We start from the raw sequence: 17,104 nt of genomic DNA, 5'->3' as shown, positions 1-17,104 counted from the left end.
ATGCGTCGATTGTGGTTGCTATTCGCCCAGACAGTAACCGTCTGCCTGGGTATTTTATTCATCGTGGCGACACTGAGGCCGGAGTGGCTGCACGGCGTGCCTGGCGCTTCGAAGCCTGCAAGCCAGCCCGAGCAGCCTGTTGCGCCTATTGCGGCGGCCCAGCCGCCCCAGTGGTCTCTGGCGGACGCCGTGGCCCGGGCCACACCCTCGGTCGTCAATGTCTACACACGCAAGCATGTCAATGTGCCACTGCTGCCGCTGCCGGCCGACCCTGAACTTGAACGTCTGTTCCGCGAGGTGCCCGGGTTCAGCCGGCGCAAAGAATCCACCAATCTTGGCTCGGGCGTGATTGTGCGCCCCGATGGCTATATTCTGACCAATTACCATGTGATCGAGGCCGCCGATTCGATCGAGGTTGCCTTGAGCGATGGGCGCGAAACCAGGGCGAAGCTGGTGGGCGCCGACCCTGAAAGCGATCTGGCCGTACTTAAGATCGATCTCCCCGAGCTTCATCCGATCGCGTTCAACGACAGGAAACCAGCGCGTACCGGCGATATCGTCCTGGCCATAGGCAACCCTTTCGGGGTTGGCCAGACGACGACCATGGGCATTGTGTCTGCGGTGGGGCGCAACCGCCTGGGTATCAATATATACGAAAACTTCATCCAGACAGATGCGGCCATCAATCCAGGCAATTCGGGCGGCGCATTGATCGATGCTTCAGGCCGTCTGGTGGGCATCAATACCGCCATTTACTCGGAAACCGGTGGGTCGCTTGGCATAGGGTTTGCAATTCCCGCGCAGGCGGCGCAGAACATTCTGGCACAGATTATCGAGACGGGCTCGGTGACGCGTGGCTGGCTGGGCATTGAGCCTCAGGACATCACTGCGGATCTTGCCAAGGCATTCGGCCTGAAGCAGGATCACGGTGTGATCATTGCCGGTGTGCTGCGCAATGGCCCTGCATGGGCCGCGGGCGTACGCGTGGGCGATATCGTTCGCGAAATCGACGGCGCAGAGGTGTACGACTCCATTGGTTTTCTTAACCAGATTGCCCCGCTCAAGCCTGGGCAGGCAGCCAGGGTCACGCTGCTGCGCAATGGCAAACCGGTGCAACTGGACATCAAGGTGGGAACGCGGCCACCCATACGCCGTCCGTGACGGCCGGCGTATCAGTCGTTTTCGCGCGTAATGTCGCTTGTGTCTTCAGAAGGTTCTTTGGCCTCGCGTTCAAGCATGCTGGCAATCATGACGCCCAGTTCATACAGCAGGCACAGCGGCACGGCCAGCATGAACTGGCTGACCACATCTGGCGGGGTGACCACCGCGGCAACGATGAAGGCGCCGACAACGACGTAACCGCGCGCAGCGCGCAGTTTTTTGACTGTGAGCATGCCCGTCTTGACCAGCAGGATCACCGCGACCGGAACCTCGAATGTGATGCCGAATGCCAGGAACATGGTCATGACAAAGCCCAGGTACGCTTCGATGTCAGGCGCCGGGGTAATGGATTCGGGGGCAAAGTTGGCAATAAAGTGGAAGACCGTGCGGAACACCACGAAATAGCAGAACGCCATGCCCAGCAGAAACAGCAGGGTGCTCGACGCGATGAGCGGCAATGCCAGGCGCTGTTCGTGCTTGTACAGGCCTGGCGCCACGAAGGCCCATGCCTGGTACAGGACAACCGGTAGCGACAGCACGAAGGCAGCCAGCAGCGTCACCTTGATGGGCACCATGAAGGGTGTGATGACACCCGTGGCAATCATGCGCGTACCCTGGGGAAGCGATGCCAGCATGGGCTGTGCCAACAGGTCGTAGATGGCCGATGGCCCGGGATAGATGAACAGCACGACAAATACAACGATCACCGCCATGGCGGCGCGAAGCAAGCGTGTTCTCAGCTCGACCAGATGCGAGATGAAGGTGTCCTGGGGGGCTTCCTGCTCTGTCACGATGGTTTACCTGTGTGGGTCGTAGTGGTGTCCTGGTCATCGAAACCGGGCAGCGGCAAGGTTGCCGTGTCTTCTTGAGGTGCGGCGTTCTCGTGATCCTGCGCCGTGGCGTCAGGCAGGCTGACCGGCGCAGAGGCCGTGTCGTCGCTGTCCGACGAAGCGTTGTTTTCTTCTGTGCTGGCCGGTGCGGGGCCGGCTTCTTCGGTGACCGTGGTGGCCAGGTTCTCGATGGAGGCCGAGGCTTCCGTCAACGCTTTGCGCGCGTCGTCGAGCGGTTCTCGCAGGCTGTCCGAAGCCGTTTGCATGGAGGATTTAACCGAACGGGCGGCGTCTTCCATCTGGCCCTTGAGGCTGTTCAGCTCGTCCAGGTCCATTTCGCGCTGGATGTCAGTTTTGACGTCGCTGACATAGCGCTGCGCGCGCCCGACCAGATGGCCGATCGTGCGTGCCACCTTGGGCAGCCGTTCAGGCCCGATCACGATCAGCGCGATCACGCCGATCAGCATAAGTTCGCTAAAGCTGACGTCAAACATGATGTCGCGGTACGCTCAGGGAAAAATAAGGCTCAATACAATGCACCCGCGCGCTGGCCATGGGTGCGGCGAAAACAGGCGACAGCAGGCAATGGGCGCGATGATGCCCGATTGCCGGCTGCCGCGAGGCGCGCCGCGCGGCCATTGGCCCTGCGGCGATACAAGCTGGTATTCGATCTGTCTGGGACATGGAATACGTACGCCTCAGGCGTCCGTCTTTTCCTTGGCCTGTACGTCGATCGTGTCCTCGCTTTGCGTGCGCTGGGTAACGGCTTCGGGCGCCTTCGCGTCGCTTTCTTCGCTGGCATCACGCATGCCCTTCTTGAAGCCCTTGACGGCACCGCCAAGATCTTCGCCCATATTGCGCAGCTTTTTCGTGCCGAAAATCAGCGCAACAATCACCAAGACGACTAGCCAATGCCAAATGCTGAAACTACCCATAAGGTTTCTCCGTTTAGGCGGCGGGTGCCGCGCGTTTGTCCCAGGGGCGGGGGCCCCCGATTATATGCATGTGCAGATGGCCGACTTCCTGTCCGCCCTCTGCGCCTGTGTTAATGACCACCCGAAAGCCGCCTTCGGGCCCCGGCGTGCAACCGTTTTCCTGTGCCAGCCTGGGGGCGAGCGTCATGAGTCTTCCGAGCCAGGCGGCATCCTGCTCGCTGATCTCCTGCAAGGAGGTCACGTGATGCTTGGGTACCACCAGAAGATGGACGGGCGCGGCTGGATTGATATCCTGGAATGCAAAGAATTCGTCGTCTTCGTAGACTTTTTTCGAGGGGATCTGCCCCTCGACGATCTTGCAGAACAGACAGTTGTCACTCATGTCTTGACCTTATTGATTGGGCCGGCTGGCTTTTTCGGCCAGTCCGGAAGTGCCTTCGCGGCGGGCCAGCTCGTCCAGCACCTGTTCGGGGCGCAGGCCGTAATGGGCCAGGGTGACCAGGCAATGGAACCAGAGATCGGCCGTTTCGCTGACAATGCGCTCAGGCTGGTTGTCTTTGGCTGCCATGACGAGCTCGGTGGCTTCTTCGCCGATTTTCTTCAGGAAGGCATCCGGCCCGCGCGCCAGCAGCTTGGCGCTGTACGACGTCGCGGGATCGCCGCCATTGGCCGGCAGGCGGGTTTCCAGCGTGTCGGCCAGTCGGGCGAGAAGGGTTGCGGTATCCGGTTTCATTTATAGATCAGTTCGGGATCTTTCAGGACGGGGTCGACAGTGGTCCAGACCGCTTTCTCGGAGGCGCCGTCCAGGCGGCGGAAAAAACAGCTTTCGCGGCCAGTATGGCAGGCAATGCCGCCTTCCTGGCGCACTTTGAGCAGAACGACGTCGCCATCGCAGTCGAGACGGATTTCGTGCACGATCTGAACGTTGCCGGATTCCTCGCCTTTGCGCCACAGGCGGTTGCGCGAGCGCGACCAGTACACGGCGCGCGCGGTCGCCACCGTTTCTTCGAGTGCTTCAGCGTTCATCCAGGCGATCATCAGCACAACGCCGGAGTCCACGTCTTGCGCGATCGCCGGAATCAGGCCTTTGTCGTCGAAGTGAACGGCTGAGAGCCAGTGAGTTTCCTGTGTCATACGGGTAATCGTACCTTAATACCTTGCTGTGCCATAAATTTCTTGGCTTCCTGCACGGTATGCTGGCCGTAGTGGAAGATACTGGCCGCCAGCACGGCGCTTGCGCGGCCTACTGTCACCCCGTCAGCCAGGTGCTGCAGCGAACCCACCCCCCCGGATGCGATCACCGGGACGGGTACGGCATCGGACACGGTTCGGGTGAGCTCGAGGTCGAAGCCGGATTTGGTGCCATCACGGTCCATGCTGGTCAGCAAGAGTTCGCCAGCGCCGTAGTCGGCCATTTGCCGCGCCCATTGCACGGCATCCAGGCCGGTTGCCTTGCGGCCGCCATGGGTGAAGACTTCCCAGCGTGGCGGTTCGCCGTCTGCCGAGACGCGTCGCGCGTCGATGGCGACAACGATGCACTGCGAGCCATGATAATCGGCCGCCGCGCGTACGAGCTCCGGATCCGAGACGGCGGCGCTGTTGATGGAAACCTTGTCTGCGCCAGCGTTGAGCAGGCGCTGGATGTCGGCCACACGGCGCACGCCGCCGCCGACGGTCAGCGGGATGAACACCTGGCGCGCCACGTCTTCAATGATGTGCAGGATCACGTCGCGCTCGTCGCTGGTGGCCGTGATGTCCAGAAAGGTCAGTTCGTCTGCGCCCTGCTCGTTGTAGCGTTGCGCGATTTCCACCGGGTCGCCCGCATCCATGAGGTTGACGAAATTGACGCCCTTGACCACCCGGCCCGCGGTCACGTCGAGGCAGGGGATGATGCGCCGGGTCAGGCCGGTGTCGAGAGCGGGGCTGGCAGCCGTCATGATGTGCCGAGCTGGTCTGCGAGATCTTGCGCCGCAGCAAAATCCAGCGTGCCTTCGTACAGGCTGCGTCCCAGGATAGCGCCTTCGATGCCTTCGTCTTCGACCTCGCACAGCGCTTCGATGTCTTTCAGGTTGGTGACGCCGCCCGAGGCGATGATGGGTATGTTGACGTGGCGCGCCAGGTTGACGGTTGCTTCGATGTTGACGCCGGAGAGCATGCCGTCGCGCCCGATATCCGTGTAGATGATGGCTTCGCAGCCATAGTCTTCGAATTTATGGGCCAGGTCCAGCACGTCGTGGCGCGTAAGTTTGCTCCAGCCGTCTGTGGCCACCTTGCCGTCGCGGGCGTCCAGGCCGACGATGATATTGCCGGGAAAGGCGCTGCAGGCGTCGCGCAGAAAACCCGGATCCTTGACGGCCGCAGTGCCGATGATGATGTAAGACAAGCCAGCGTCGAGATAGTGCTCGATGGTGTCCAGGTCGCGTATGCCGCCGCCGATTTGCACGGGGATGTCGTCGCCCATGGCCTCGATGATGGCCTTGATGGCCGCGCCGTTCTTGGGCTTGCCGGCCACTGCGCCATTGAGGTCGACCAAGTGCAGGCGCCGGGCCCCTTGTTCCAGCCATTGCGTGGCCATGGCGGCGGGGTCTTCGGAAAATACGGTAGCGTCGTCCAGGTCGCCCTGGCGCAGGCGCACACAACGCCCGTCTTTGAGATCTATGGCGGGGATCAGTAGCATGATGTTAAGGATTCCAATCTACGAAATTCCGATAAAGACGCAGGCCGTGGTCGGCGCTCTTTTCGGGATGGAACTGTACCGCGAAAATGTTAGCGTTTGCGATCGCACAGGTAAAGCTCAGCCCGTAGTGGCTTTCCCCAACAGTCAAGCCGGGGTCAGCGGGTTGCGCATAGTAACTGTGCACGAAATAAAAATGTGTTTCGTCCGGTATGCCTGCCCACATGAGATGCTTGCGCGTCTGTTTGACGCGGTTCCAGCCCATGTGGGGCACCTTGAGCCGTTCTGGCGTCTGGCCGTCCGGCTCGATATTTGTCTCAGCAAATTGCGGGCCTGCAAAGCGTTTTACGCTGCCGGAAAAGATATCCAGGCAGGGCGTGTTACCTTCTTCGCTGCTGGAAAACAACATTTGCTCGCCCACGCAGACACCCAGCAGGGGCTTGGTGCGCGCGGCGCGCAACACGGCATCGCGCAACCCGGACTCATCCAGGGTGCGGATGCAGTCAGGCATGGCGCCCTGGCCGGGAAACACGACGCGGGCAGCGCTGTCGATGTCGGCGGCATTGCGGCAGATGCGGATGTCGGCATCCGGCGCGGCAGCCTGCAAGGCGCGCGCAACCGAATGGAAATTCCCCATGCCGTAGTCAACAATGGCGATAGTATTCACGATAGTCAGGCGTTGGTTTGCGGTATGGAGGACGCCGGAAAGCGCCGTTTACAGAACCCCTTTCGTGGAAGGCACCACACCCGCGTTGCGTGGGTCAAGCTCTGTGGCCATGCGCAGGGCGCGGCCAAATGCCTTGAAGACGGTTTCGCACTGGTGGTGCGAATTTTCGCCGCGCAGATTGTCGATGTGCAGCGTCGCCAGCGCATGGTTGACGAAGCCCTGAAAGAATTCGCGCGCCAGATCGACGTCGAACTGGCCGATATGCGAGCGCGTGAAAGGGATATGGTAATAAAGCCCCGGACGGCCCGAAAAATCGATCACCACGCGCGACAGCGCTTCGTCCAGCGGTACATACGAGTGGCCATAGCGGCGCAGGCCGGCCTTGTCGCCGACAGCGGCCGCAAAGGCCTGGCCCAGCGTGATGCCCACGTCTTCAACCGTGTGGTGGTCGTCGATATGGGTATCGCCATCACAGTGGATATCCAGGTCTATCAGGCCATGCCGTGCGATTTGATCCAGCATGTGATCCAGGAAGGGTACGCCGGTATTGATGGTCTGACGGCCGGTGCCGTCCAGATTGATGGCCACGCGCACGCGCGTTTCGTTGGTGTTGCGGGTAATGTCGGCAGTACGCATGATCAGGAGCTTTCAGTAGTGTTCAGGCGGTATTCGGCACTGGCGGCGTGAGCCTGCAGGCCTTCGCCATAGGCCAGTGTCGCGGCGATGGGGCCCAGGGTCTGGGCGCCCTGTTCCGATATTTGGATAAGGCTGGAGCGTTTCTGGAAGTCGTACACGCCCAGCGGCGAGGAAAAGCGCGCCGTGCGTGACGTCGGCAGCACATGGTTGGGGCCGGCGCAGTAATCGCCCAGGGCTTCAGAGCTGTAGCGGCCCAGGAAGATTGCGCCTGCGTGCCGGATGCGATCTGCCCAATGCTGGGGATCGAGGGCGGATATTTCCAGGTGTTCCGGCGCAATGTCGTTGGCAATCGCACAGGCTTCATCCATGTCTTGGACATGGATGAGCGCGCCGCGATTGCCCAGGCTGACGTGGATGATGTCGGCACGCGGCATGGTCGGCAGCAAGCGATCGATGGCTGCCTGGACCTGGTCAAGGTAATCGGCATCGGGGCAAAGCAGAATGGCCTGGGCCAGTTCGTCGTGTTCGGCCTGCGAGAACAGATCCATGGCTACCCAATCCGCCGGCGTGCTGCCGTCTGCGATGATCAGGATTTCGCTGGGGCCTGCGATCATGTCAATGCCCACTGTGCCGAACACCCGCCGCTTGGCCGCAGCGACATAGGCATTGCCCGGGCCCACGATCTTGTCGACAGGGCCGATGGTATCTGTGCCGTAGGCCAGGGCGCCAACCGCCTGTGCGCCGCCTATGCTCCACGCGCGATCGACGCCACCGAGCGCCGCGGCGGCAAGCACGATGGGATTGCGCAAGCCATCTGGCGTGGGGGTTACCATGACCACTTCGGGCACGCCAGCCACTTTGGCGGGAATGGCATTCATCAGCACTGATGAGGGGTAGGCGGCCTTGCCGCCGGGTACATAAAGGCCGACGCGATCAAGCGGTGTGATCTTCTGGCCCAATACCGTGCCGTCTGGCTCTGTGTAGGTCCAGGTTTCGGCCTGCTGGCGCTCGTGATAGCGGCGTACGCGCTGCGCGGCGGTTTCGAGCGCGGCGCGTTGCGCAGCATCGAGCCCATTCAGCGCAGCCTGAAGCGCACTGCGGGGAATTTCGAGATCGGCGACGCTTGCAGCATCGACGCGGTCAAAGCGCTGGGTGTAGTCCAGTACCGCCTGATCGCCTCGCTGTTGCACATCGCGCAGGATATCGGCGACAGCGCGTTCTATGGATTCGTCCTGCGAGGCGTCAAAGGCCAGCAGAGCGCGAAGCGTTGCCTGAAACCCGGAAGACTGGGTGCTGAGGCGTTTGATCGATGACATCGTTGCGAACCAGTGAGTAAATAAGTGCTTGCTTATAAGCCTGAGTGTATACCGTAAGCGCAGGTGTCGTCGGGAAAAGCCGCCAGCATGCCGCACCCAGCACAACATGGGGCCCTGTGAGCCCTGCCAAACCACCCTGGCAAAGTCTTACTTATTGGCCAGCGAAGCCCTTGCAAAGGCATCGATCAAGGGTTGCAGGGCCGCTGAGCGCATCTTGAGCGACGCCTGGTTGACGATCAGGCGCGAGGAAATCTCCGTGATGTCCTCTACGGCGACCAGGTTGTTGGCCTTGAGGGTTCCGCCGGTGGAGACAAGGTCGACAATGGCGTCGGCAAGACCAACCAGCGGGGCCAGCTCCATGGAGCCGTACAGCTTGATCAGATCGACGTACACGCCCTTGCCCGCAAAGTGTTCGCGGGCGGCGCGCACGTATTTGGTGGCGACACGCAGGCGTGAGCCCTGGCGCACGGCTGCTTCGTAGTCGAACCCCTGGCGCACCGCCACGCATAGGCGGCAGCGCGCGATGTTGAGGTCTACGGGTTGATACAGGCCGCCTGGGTGAGTGGCAACATGCTCATGAAGCACGTCCTTGCCTGCAATGCCGAAATCCGCCGCACCATATTGGACATAGGTCGGCACGTCGGAGGCGCGCACGATAATGATTTGCAGGTCGGGGCTGCTGGTGGGCAGGATCAGCTTGCGTGAGGTTTCCGGACTTTCTGATACCTGGATGCCCGCTGCGGAAAGCAGAGGCATGGTTTCGTCGAAAATGCGTCCCTTGGACAGAGCCAGGGTCAGAGGTTTGTCCAGGCTGGCGGGGCTCATGCGTCTTTTCCTGTCAGGCGTTGGATATTGGCGCCTACAGCACGCAACTTTTCTTCCATGCGCTCGTAGCCGCGATCCAGATGGTAAATGCGTTCTATCGTCGTGTCGCCCTGCGCCGCCAGGCCGGCAATGACCAGGCTCGCCGAGGCGCGAAGGTCTGTTGCCATGACCGTGGCCCCCAGCAGTTGCTCAACGCCGCTGACGACGGCGGTGTGGCTGTCGATGTCTATCATGGCGCCCATGCGAACGAGCTCCTGCACGTGCATGTACCGGTTTTCGAAGATGTTTTCGGCAATGACCGCCGTACCCGAGGCGATCGTGTTCAGGGCCATGAGCTGGGCCTGCATGTCGGTAGGGAAACCCGGGTATTCAGCGGTGCGGAATCCCGTTGCGCGGGGGCGGGCGTTCATGGCGCCGCGTATCCAGTCATCGCCGCACTCAATGTGCATGCCGGCTTCCTGCAGCTTGTCCAGGGTGGCGCCCATTGTATGGGGCGCAGCGCGGCGCAGCGTGATCTCACCGCCCGTCGCCCCGACGGCGCACAGAAACGTGCCCGCTTCGATGCGGTCCGCGATCACCTGGTGAGTGGCGCCGTGCAGGCGTTCCACGCCATCAATCACGATCCGGTCGGTTCCATGGCCTTGTATGCGGGCGCCCATTTTATTGAGTAATTCAGCCAGATCGACCACTTCAGGCTCGCGCGCGGCATTTTCCAGCGTCGTTCTGCCTTCGGCGAGCACGGCTGCCATCATCAGGTTTTCCGTTCCCGTGACGGTGACCATGTCGGTAACGATGGAGGCGCCTTTGAGGCGGCTGGCCTTGGCGACCACAAAGCCGTGCTCGATGCGGATGTCCGCGCCCATGGCTTCCAGCCCTTTGATATGCTGATCCACCGGGCGTTGGCCAATGGCGCACCCGCCCGGCAGGCTGACGCGGGCCTCGCCAAAGCGCGCCAGCAGCGGCCCGAGCACCAGAATGGAGGCACGCATGGTTTTGACGAGCTCGTAAGGCGCTTCGAGCCTGTCCACGTGTGCTGCACTGAGCGTGACGCTGTCCCGGCCGGATTTCTCCGACTTGACGCCCATTTGCCCGAGCAGCTTCAGCGTGGTTCCGATGTCCTTCAGGTCTGGCACATTGTGCAGGGTGATGGCGTCGGCGGTGAGCAGGCTGGCGCACAGTATGGGCAGGGCAGCGTTCTTGGCGCCAGACACGTCGATTTCGCCGTGCAGGCGGTTGCCGCCAGTAATCAGCAGTTTATCCATTCGGGTTCGCTTCGTATTCTGCGGGGGTGAGGGTGCGCATGGACAGCGCGTGTATTTCGGCTTTCATGCGTTCGCCCAGTGCCGCATAGACCAGTTGATGGCGGGCGATAAGGCGCTTGCCTTCGAACGCGGGGCTGACGATGATGGCCTCGAAATGAGAACCGTCACCCTGCACCTCGATATGCTCGCAATTCAGATTGGCGGCAATGTACTCGCGTACTTGGTCGGGGGTAGGCAACATGGCGGTCAACTCCTGAGTTTGTAGCCGCTGGCCAGCAGGCGCAGGGCAAAAAAGCAAAGTGCGATGAATACTGCCGAGACAACCAGCAGGCTGTGCCAGGGCGAAACATCGGACACGGCGAAAAACCCATAGCGCATGCCGTCTATGGTGTAGAACAGGGGGTTCCAGCGTGAGACGGCCTGCCAGAAGGGAGGCAGGCTGTGAATGGAGTAGAACACGCCTGACAGAAAGGTGGCAGGCATGATGAGAAAGTTCTGGAAGGCGGCAAGCTGGTCGAATTTTTCGGACCACAGGCCAGCAATCAGCCCCAAGGTGCCCATGATGCCACAGGCCAGTATGGCGAAGACGAGCACCCAAAGCACGTTGGCGGCGGGCAGGGCAACAAAAAACAGCGCCACGATCCAGATACAGGCGCCTACGCACAGGCCGCGCACAATGGCCGACAGCAGGTAGGCGCTGAAGATTTCCCGATGCGAAAGCGGCGGCAGCAGAATAAACACCAGATTACCCGTGATGCGGCTCTGGATCAGCGATGAGGATGGATTGGCAAAGGCGTTCTGCAACATGCTCATCATCATGAGCCCCGGAATCAGGAAGGAGGTGTACGGCACGGTGCCATATATATTGACGCGCCCTTCGAGTACGTGCGCAAAAACCAGCAGATACAGCAATGCCGTGACAACGGGCGCCGCGATCGTCTGGAAAGCGACCTTCCAGAAGCGCAGCAGTTCCTTGCGCAACAGCGTCGGAAAACCCGAACCCATGTCGGTGCGGGGTTGGAGCAGCGGAGTGGGCTTCATAGGGTCGGGATCTCCAGCGTTTCGGCGCCATCGCGTTCGCCCGTACCCTCGTTATCTCCGGCATGCATGATGCGCACGAACGCATCTTCAAGATCGGAGCCGCCGACGCGCGCGAGCAGCGCCTGCATGGTGTCCAGCGCGGCAATGCGCCCACCCTTGAGCATGGCGATACGGCCGCACAGGGCTTCGGCCTCCTCGAGGTAGTGGGTGGTCAGCAGAATGGTGTGGCCTTCCTTGTTCAGGCGCGAGATGAAATCCCAGAGCGTGCGGCGCAGGTCTACGTCCACGCCTGCGGTGGGTTCATCGAGAATGATGACAGGCGGCCTGTGTACCAATGCCTGGGCCACCAGAACCCGGCGCTTCATACCGCCCGACAGCGCACGCATATTGGCGTCGGATTTGTCCGAGAGGCCCAGGTTCAGAAGGATTTCGTCGATCCAGTCGTCGTTGTTGCGCAGGCCAAAGTAGCCGGACTGGATGCGCAGGGTTTCGCGAACCGTAAAAAAGGGATCGTAGACAATTTCCTGGGGGACGACGCCGAGCGAACGCCGTGCCTGGCGAAAATCTCCCTGGACGTCGTGGCCACAGACACGCGCCGTGCCGGCGCTGGCGCTTACCAGTCCGGCCAGAATGGAAATTAGCGTTGTCTTGCCAGCGCCATTCGGACCCAGCAGGCCAAAAAATTCGCCGTGGTCTACGGTAAAGCTGACATCGTCAAGCGCCTGGTGTCCGGGTTTGCCCGGGACGCGCAGCAGCCGGTCTTTGAGGCTGGGCGGGCTGGGGGCATACGTCTTGGAGATATGTTCTAGGCTGAGGGCAGGCATGGGCACACAAAAAAAGCTCGGCCTTGATGCAGGCCAAGCTTTACATTATAGACGCTGTGAACCGCGGGCAGGCCCCGCGGCGCCGCTCGGTCAGGCTGCGCCCTGGAGAAGCGGCTGCCGCGTGTCACGGCTGCAGCAGGGAGCAACCCCTGTCGGCTTGCTGCGCAGACTGTTACGACGGCTGTTTGGCCTGGTTTTTGTTGAGCGCGTCGATCAGGCCGTCGATGCCATTTTGCGAGATCTGCTGGGCAAACTGGTTGCGGTAATTCTGAATAAGCCAGATGCCTTCAACATTGAGATCGTAGATTTTCCAGCCTGAGGGCGTTTGCTCCAGCCGATAGTCGACGCCAACCGCAGGGCCATTGCTTTGCGACACCGAAGAGCGCACGACCACGTCGTCGGCCTTGGGATCGCCGCGGAACGGCTGCATCGTCATGGTGGATTTCTGGTCGACATTGGCCAGCGCGCCGCTGTAGGTGCGGATGAGCGTATTGCGAAAGGCGTCGACCAGGCGCTTTTGCTGGTCGGGCGTCGCCTGACGCCAGTAACGGCCGGCGGCCAGGCGCGTGGTTTTCTCGAAATTCACATAGGGCAGTATGTATTGGTCGACCAGCTGGTTGATGCGGTTCAGGTCGCCGGCTTGCGCCACCTTGTCTTGCTTGAGCGCATTCAGCGCATTGTCGGCAGCAGCCTGGACGAAATCGTTGGGCGCCGCCTTGGGATCGACCGTGGCGGCATGCGCCGACGCCGCTGCCAGGGCGATGCCCAACAGTGCAACAGCCATCATGCGTTGAAGCAGGGAAGAAGATCGTAGAAACGAAAAAATCATGAACTGTAACCTCCGGGATTATTGAGCCGGCGCCGCAGTGGCGTTCTGGCCGGCACTTGAGGGTTGCGTGGCGACCGTACCCGATTGGGCGCTGGCGGCAGGTGCGCTGGCAGCGTCATCATCAGAGTAATCGGGCAGATCGTCGTCGGAATAGTCTGGCAAGCCGTCGTCGGAGTAATCGGGTGCGGCGGCGCCCTGCTTGCGGCTGTCGACCATGGATTTGCGCCGCTGCAGGTAGGCATCGCGTATGAAGCTGTAGCGATCCAGCGCGATTTCGTCGACCAGTTTGTCGGCATCGAGCAGGTTGGCGCGCGCGTCGACAAAATACAGGCCAATGATAGCGTTGCGCGTCGGCACGTCGTCGATGGCGAGAATGGGGGTGGTGGGTGAGAAGCCCGTGCCCAGCGTGATGGCGGTGGCGCTGCCGTCGCGAACGGTGCTCGAACCCAGGAAGGGGAGCACGACATACGGACCGGATTTCAATCCCCAGACACCGAGCGTTACGCCAAAGTCGTTGACGATGCGTTTGGAGCCGTTCATGGAGGCGACGTCGATACAGCCGCCCAGCCCCATGGTTGTGTTGAACAGCACACGGCCCAGGGTGTTGAAGAAATCATGCCCCCGGCCCTGGAGAAAGCTGTTCGCGGCAGACCAGACATCGCCCAGGTTATTGAACATGTTGTGGATACATGTCTGAATGGGATTGGGCATGATCTGGTCGTAACCCGACGCGATGGGCTTGAGCAGTGCCTTGTCGAGCGTGTCGTTAAAGGTGTACATGCTGCGGTTGTAGCTTTCCCAGGGGTCCTGGGGCGTGGGATTGTTGACGGTTGCGCAGCCGGCCACGAGGGATACGGCCCCACAAAGGCCTGCCAGGCGGACATATCGTTGCGTGCGCGAAGGCGCCGGGGTATGAAGTTGCGTCATAGGAATGAAGTGTTGTTTTGACCGCGATGAATGATTGTAATCGCCGGGTGCATCCGGCTCCAGTTTGCCCCGGCGGCCCCCGCATGGCAGTCGTGAGGTGCAGGAAGGCCAGCCCGCGTCATTATTTGGAACCGCCTTCTTTGTCGGCGGTGCTGTACAGGAACTTGCTGATGAGCTCTTCCAGAACGACAGCGCTCTGGGTGTACTTGATCTGGCTGTCGTCGGCGAGCATTTTTTCGTCCCCGCCCGGCGTGATGCCAATGTACTGCTCGCCCAGCAGGCCTGATGTCAGGATAGAGGCAGAGGAGTCATCTGGAAACTGGTAGCGTTCCTCGAGATCCAGCGTTGCGACTGCCTGGTAGCGTTCGTTGTCGAAGCCTATGCTGGACACCCGGCCGACCACCACGCCGCTGCTTTTGACCGGCGCACGCACCTTGAGCCCGCCGAGGTTGTCGAAGTGCGCCGTGACCTGATAGGTAGACGAAAATGAGAACGAGCTCATGTTGCCAGCCCGCAGTGCCAGGAACAACAGGGCAATGCCGCCCAGCAGCACGAAAAGGCCCACCCAGAAATCGGTTTTTTCACGCGTCATGTTTAATCTGCCTCTCGTTGAATTGTCTGGCTATGAGTTGCTGAACATCAGTGCGGTCAGGACGAAGTCCAGACCCAGCACGACCAGCGATCCGGTTACCACCGTACGGGTCGTGGCGCGCGATACGCCTTCGGGCGTCGGTTTGGCCGTCCAGCCCGCATGCAGGGCGATCAGCGTGACGGCAATCCCAAAGACCACGCTCTTGACCACGCCATTGAGCACATCGTTGAAGACATCGACGCCGCCTTGCATCTGCGACCAGAACGCGCCTGCATCGATACCGATCAACAGCACACCGACGACCCAGCCGCCAATGATGCCTACCATGGAGAAAACCGCCGCCAGAACCGGCATGGCGATCACCCCGCCCCAGAAGCGCGGCGTGAGCACACGCCGAATGGGGTCGACCGCCATGACTTCCATGGCGGCGATTTGCTCGCCGGCCTTCATCAGGCCGATTTCGGCCGTGAGCGAAGTGCCCGCCCGCCCGGCGAACAGCAGGGCGGTGACCACAGGCCCCAGCTCGCGCGTGAGCGACAGTGCAACCAACAGGCCCAGCGCTTCTTCGGAGCCGTAGCGGTTAAGTGTGTAGTAGCCTTGCAGGCCGAGCACGAAGCCGACGAACAGGCCCGATACGGCGATGATCAGCAAAGAATAATTGCCAATGAAGTGCACCTGCTGCGACACCAGCCCGGGGCGTTTGAGCGCCACGCCGCTGCGGGCGAGGATGGCGCCCGCCAGCCGCATGAATGCACCCAGGCCGCTGACGCTGTGCCGGACGCGGGCGCCTAGCCCGGCGATGGTTCGGACGGGATGAATCATGGGCGTCCTGTGTGGTGTTGTTCCAGCCATGTGTCAAACGCCGGAGTCGTTGGGTAATGGAAAGCGATGGGACCATCGGGCTCGCCATTGAGAAACTGTTTGACGTAGGCATCCTCAGACCCTGTGAGCGCCTGAGGGCTGCCGTTGGCGAGCAGCTTGCCCTGGCCAACCACGTATACATAATCCGCAATGGCGAACGATTCCGCGACATCGTGGGTAATCAGGATGGAGGCGCACTGGAGGCGATCCGTGAGGCTGCGAATCAGCTGCGCGGTGATGCCAAGCGAGATGGGGTCCAGTCCGGCAAAAGGCTCATCGTACAACACGAGCTCTGGCTCCAGCACGATGGCGCGTGCGAGGGCCACCCGACGCGCCATGCCGCCTGAGATTTCCGAAATGCCGAGATGGGCTGCCGCCCGCAGGCCGACGGCATCGAGCTTGTCCAGCACGCGGTCGATGATTTCGGGTTCGGTCATGCGGGTGTGTTCGCGCAGCGGAAAGGCAACGTTCTCGAATACGTTCAGGTCGGTAAAGAGGGCGCCTTGCTGGAACAGCACCCCCATGCGTTGACGCACTTCGCGCAGGGGTTCGCCATCCAGCGCGCTGATATCCTGCCCAAAAACCTGAATCGTGCCGCGCTGGGCCTTGATCTGGCCGGTGGTTCCACGCAGCAGCGTGGTCTTTCCCGAGCCTGAGCCGCCCATCATGGCCACGACTTGGCCACGGCTGACGCTGATGTTGATCCCTTCCAGGACGGTGAAGTCGCCGTAGCCGAGGGCGACGTCGCTGAACGTGACGAGCGGTGCACCGGCAGGTTGGCTGTTCGAAGTCATAAGCAGTCACTTTTGACGTTAAGCCCTGCATTGTAGCGTTTTATGCTCCAAACTCCGCATGATGCAGGATGTTTCCTTGGCATAGCGGCAGTTTCCCTGGGTTCGTGACCGCTTGCGGGGCCTCAGCCGCGCTCGGGGTCTTCGCGCCAGGCCTGGCATTCTGCGACCAGCAAGCGGCCCATGGCCTTGCGGCGGGTGGCATCAAGGCGCTGGCTGATCGCGCCGAAACTGATGGCGACTTTGGTGATTTTTGAAATCGCAAAGGCACACCCTACGCCGGAGACGCCCGGCGTGATGCCATCAACAATTTCTGCATACCCGAGCTCCCTTGCCGTTCTGGCATGGCGAAGCAGGGTTTGCAACGGCAGGCCGGCCTTGAGGTAGGCCTTTTCGTGACGCGCATGGATTTCGGCGATTGCTGCGTCGCTGTAGTCCGCGATGAGCGCGAGCCCCCCCGCGCCAATGCCCATCAATCTTTTTTCTCCGGCGTCGATGGTGAAAATGCGGACGGGAAACTCCCCGTGCTCGCGCAATAGGCACAGGGCGTAATCCCCCTGCTGGACCACCAGGAAAACAGTATCGCCGGACAGGCGGCACAGCCGCTTGGCCAGTGGCCGCAGCGTATCGGCGATGGGTGCGCGATACATGGCCGAGAATCCCATCTGCATGGCGTCGATGCCGAGATAGTAGCGGCGCGAGGCGGCATCGCGCTGGGCGAAATTTTCGTCGACCAGGCAGCTTAACAGCCTGTGCGCGGTTGAACGCTCCAGATTTGCCTGCGCCATGACGTCTTGCAGTGTCAGGCCCTGCGCGTCGTGTTCGGCGAGCAGACGCAGAAGATGCAGTACGCGGCGAATGCTTTGTGTGCCAGTTTTTGATGTGTTGTCCATATAGTGGGATATTTTATATTAATTGTTTGTATTGTAGGAA

23 protein-coding genes are annotated in these 17,104 nt (G+C 61.2%); 1 reads left to right on the top strand and 22 read right to left on the bottom strand.

Going from position 1 to position 17,104, the window contains the following annotated elements:
• Positions 1-1,161 carry a trypsin-like peptidase domain-containing protein gene (locus ERE07_RS13045; RefSeq protein WP_130009454.1) on the top strand — a complete coding sequence of 387 codons (1,161 nt, stop codon included), beginning with the start codon at positions 1-3 and terminating at the stop codon, positions 1,159-1,161.
• 11 nt (positions 1,162-1,172) lie between these two features.
• Here the strand turns inward: ERE07_RS13045 and tatC are convergent, their stop codons facing one another.
• The 22 genes from tatC to ERE07_RS12935 form a co-directional block, all read right to left on the bottom strand.
• Positions 1,173-1,952 (bottom strand): twin-arginine translocase subunit TatC, encoded by a 780-nt coding sequence (gene tatC, locus ERE07_RS13040; protein WP_130009394.1) that lies wholly within the window; start codon positions 1,950-1,952, stop codon positions 1,173-1,175.
• On the bottom strand, positions 1,949-2,485 hold the full coding sequence (tatB, locus tag ERE07_RS13035) for a Sec-independent protein translocase protein TatB (RefSeq protein ID WP_130009392.1): 537 nt from the start codon (positions 2,483-2,485) through the stop codon (positions 1,949-1,951). The genes tatC and tatB overlap by 4 nt, the downstream gene beginning before the upstream one ends.
• A gap of 204 nt (positions 2,486-2,689) precedes the next feature.
• On the bottom strand, positions 2,690-2,926 hold the full coding sequence (gene tatA / locus ERE07_RS13030) for a Sec-independent protein translocase subunit TatA (RefSeq protein WP_130009390.1): 237 nt from the start codon (positions 2,924-2,926) through the stop codon (positions 2,690-2,692).
• A 13-nt stretch (positions 2,927-2,939) separates the two neighbouring features.
• Entirely contained in the window at positions 2,940-3,308 is a 369-nt protein-coding gene (locus ERE07_RS13025; protein ID WP_130009388.1) for a histidine triad nucleotide-binding protein, read from the bottom strand.
• A 9-nt stretch (positions 3,309-3,317) separates the two neighbouring features.
• The gene (locus ERE07_RS13020; protein WP_130009386.1) at positions 3,318-3,659 is read right to left on the bottom strand and encodes a phosphoribosyl-ATP diphosphatase; all 342 of its coding nucleotides are present in this window, start codon (positions 3,657-3,659) and stop codon (positions 3,318-3,320) included.
• Positions 3,656-4,060, bottom strand: coding sequence for a phosphoribosyl-AMP cyclohydrolase (hisI, locus tag ERE07_RS13015; RefSeq protein WP_130009384.1), 405 nt, complete (start codon positions 4,058-4,060; stop codon positions 3,656-3,658). The genes ERE07_RS13020 and hisI overlap by 4 nt, the downstream gene beginning before the upstream one ends.
• The gene (gene hisF, locus ERE07_RS13010; RefSeq protein WP_130009383.1) at positions 4,057-4,863 is read right to left on the bottom strand and encodes an imidazole glycerol phosphate synthase subunit HisF; all 807 of its coding nucleotides are present in this window, start codon (positions 4,861-4,863) and stop codon (positions 4,057-4,059) included. The genes hisI and hisF overlap by 4 nt, the downstream gene beginning before the upstream one ends.
• Positions 4,860-5,603 carry a 1-(5-phosphoribosyl)-5-[(5-phosphoribosylamino)methylideneamino]imidazole-4-carboxamide isomerase gene (gene hisA / locus ERE07_RS13005; protein ID WP_130009381.1) on the bottom strand — a complete coding sequence of 248 codons (744 nt, stop codon included), beginning with the start codon at positions 5,601-5,603 and terminating at the stop codon, positions 4,860-4,862. The genes hisF and hisA overlap by 4 nt, the downstream gene beginning before the upstream one ends.
• A 4-nt stretch (positions 5,604-5,607) precedes the next feature.
• Complete coding sequence (gene hisH / locus ERE07_RS13000; protein WP_130009379.1) at positions 5,608-6,267, bottom strand: imidazole glycerol phosphate synthase subunit HisH; 660 nt, start codon at positions 6,265-6,267, stop codon at positions 5,608-5,610.
• A gap of 48 nt (positions 6,268-6,315) precedes the next feature.
• Entirely contained in the window at positions 6,316-6,903 is a 588-nt protein-coding gene (hisB, locus tag ERE07_RS12995; RefSeq protein WP_130009377.1) for an imidazoleglycerol-phosphate dehydratase HisB, read from the bottom strand.
• 2 nt (positions 6,904-6,905) lie between these two features.
• Entirely contained in the window at positions 6,906-8,219 is a 1,314-nt protein-coding gene (gene hisD / locus ERE07_RS12990) for a histidinol dehydrogenase (protein WP_130009375.1), read from the bottom strand.
• A 147-nt stretch (positions 8,220-8,366) separates the two neighbouring features.
• A complete protein-coding gene (gene hisG, locus ERE07_RS12985; protein ID WP_130009373.1) occupies positions 8,367-9,044 on the bottom strand; it encodes an ATP phosphoribosyltransferase in 678 nt (225 codons plus the stop codon).
• Complete coding sequence (gene murA / locus ERE07_RS12980) at positions 9,041-10,306, bottom strand: UDP-N-acetylglucosamine 1-carboxyvinyltransferase (protein ID WP_130009371.1); 1,266 nt, start codon at positions 10,304-10,306, stop codon at positions 9,041-9,043. The genes hisG and murA overlap by 4 nt, the downstream gene beginning before the upstream one ends.
• The gene (locus ERE07_RS12975; protein ID WP_130009369.1) at positions 10,299-10,547 is read right to left on the bottom strand and encodes a BolA family protein; all 249 of its coding nucleotides are present in this window, start codon (positions 10,545-10,547) and stop codon (positions 10,299-10,301) included. The genes murA and ERE07_RS12975 overlap by 8 nt, the downstream gene beginning before the upstream one ends.
• Positions 10,548-10,552: 5 nt before the next feature.
• Entirely contained in the window at positions 10,553-11,347 is a 795-nt protein-coding gene (locus tag ERE07_RS12970; RefSeq protein WP_130009367.1) for an ABC transporter permease, read from the bottom strand.
• Positions 11,344-12,171 (bottom strand): ABC transporter ATP-binding protein, encoded by an 828-nt coding sequence (locus ERE07_RS12965; RefSeq protein ID WP_130009365.1) that lies wholly within the window; start codon positions 12,169-12,171, stop codon positions 11,344-11,346. The genes ERE07_RS12970 and ERE07_RS12965 overlap by 4 nt, the downstream gene beginning before the upstream one ends.
• A 172-nt stretch (positions 12,172-12,343) precedes the next feature.
• Positions 12,344-13,000 (bottom strand): MlaC/ttg2D family ABC transporter substrate-binding protein, encoded by a 657-nt coding sequence (locus tag ERE07_RS12960; RefSeq protein ID WP_130009363.1) that lies wholly within the window; start codon positions 12,998-13,000, stop codon positions 12,344-12,346.
• Positions 13,001-13,018: 18 nt separating this feature from the next.
• The gene (locus ERE07_RS12955; protein ID WP_130009361.1) at positions 13,019-13,927 is read right to left on the bottom strand and encodes an MlaA family lipoprotein; all 909 of its coding nucleotides are present in this window, start codon (positions 13,925-13,927) and stop codon (positions 13,019-13,021) included.
• 121 nt (positions 13,928-14,048) lie between these two features.
• A complete protein-coding gene (mlaD, locus tag ERE07_RS12950) occupies positions 14,049-14,519 on the bottom strand; it encodes an outer membrane lipid asymmetry maintenance protein MlaD (RefSeq protein ID WP_130009359.1) in 471 nt (156 codons plus the stop codon).
• Positions 14,520-14,549: 30 nt separating this feature from the next.
• Entirely contained in the window at positions 14,550-15,341 is a 792-nt protein-coding gene (mlaE, locus tag ERE07_RS12945; RefSeq protein WP_167670883.1) for a lipid asymmetry maintenance ABC transporter permease subunit MlaE, read from the bottom strand.
• On the bottom strand, positions 15,338-16,174 hold the full coding sequence (locus ERE07_RS12940; protein ID WP_130009357.1) for an ABC transporter ATP-binding protein: 837 nt from the start codon (positions 16,172-16,174) through the stop codon (positions 15,338-15,340). The genes mlaE and ERE07_RS12940 overlap by 4 nt, the downstream gene beginning before the upstream one ends.
• A gap of 122 nt (positions 16,175-16,296) precedes the next feature.
• On the bottom strand, positions 16,297-17,064 hold the full coding sequence (locus ERE07_RS12935; protein ID WP_130009356.1) for an IclR family transcriptional regulator: 768 nt from the start codon (positions 17,062-17,064) through the stop codon (positions 16,297-16,299).
• Positions 17,065-17,104 lie beyond the last annotated feature (40 nt).

Source organism: Allopusillimonas ginsengisoli, assembly GCF_004153455.1.
GTDB lineage: Bacteria > Pseudomonadota > Gammaproteobacteria > Burkholderiales > Burkholderiaceae_B > Allopusillimonas > Allopusillimonas ginsengisoli.
This window is presented reverse-complemented; position numbering and strand designations above follow the sequence as displayed.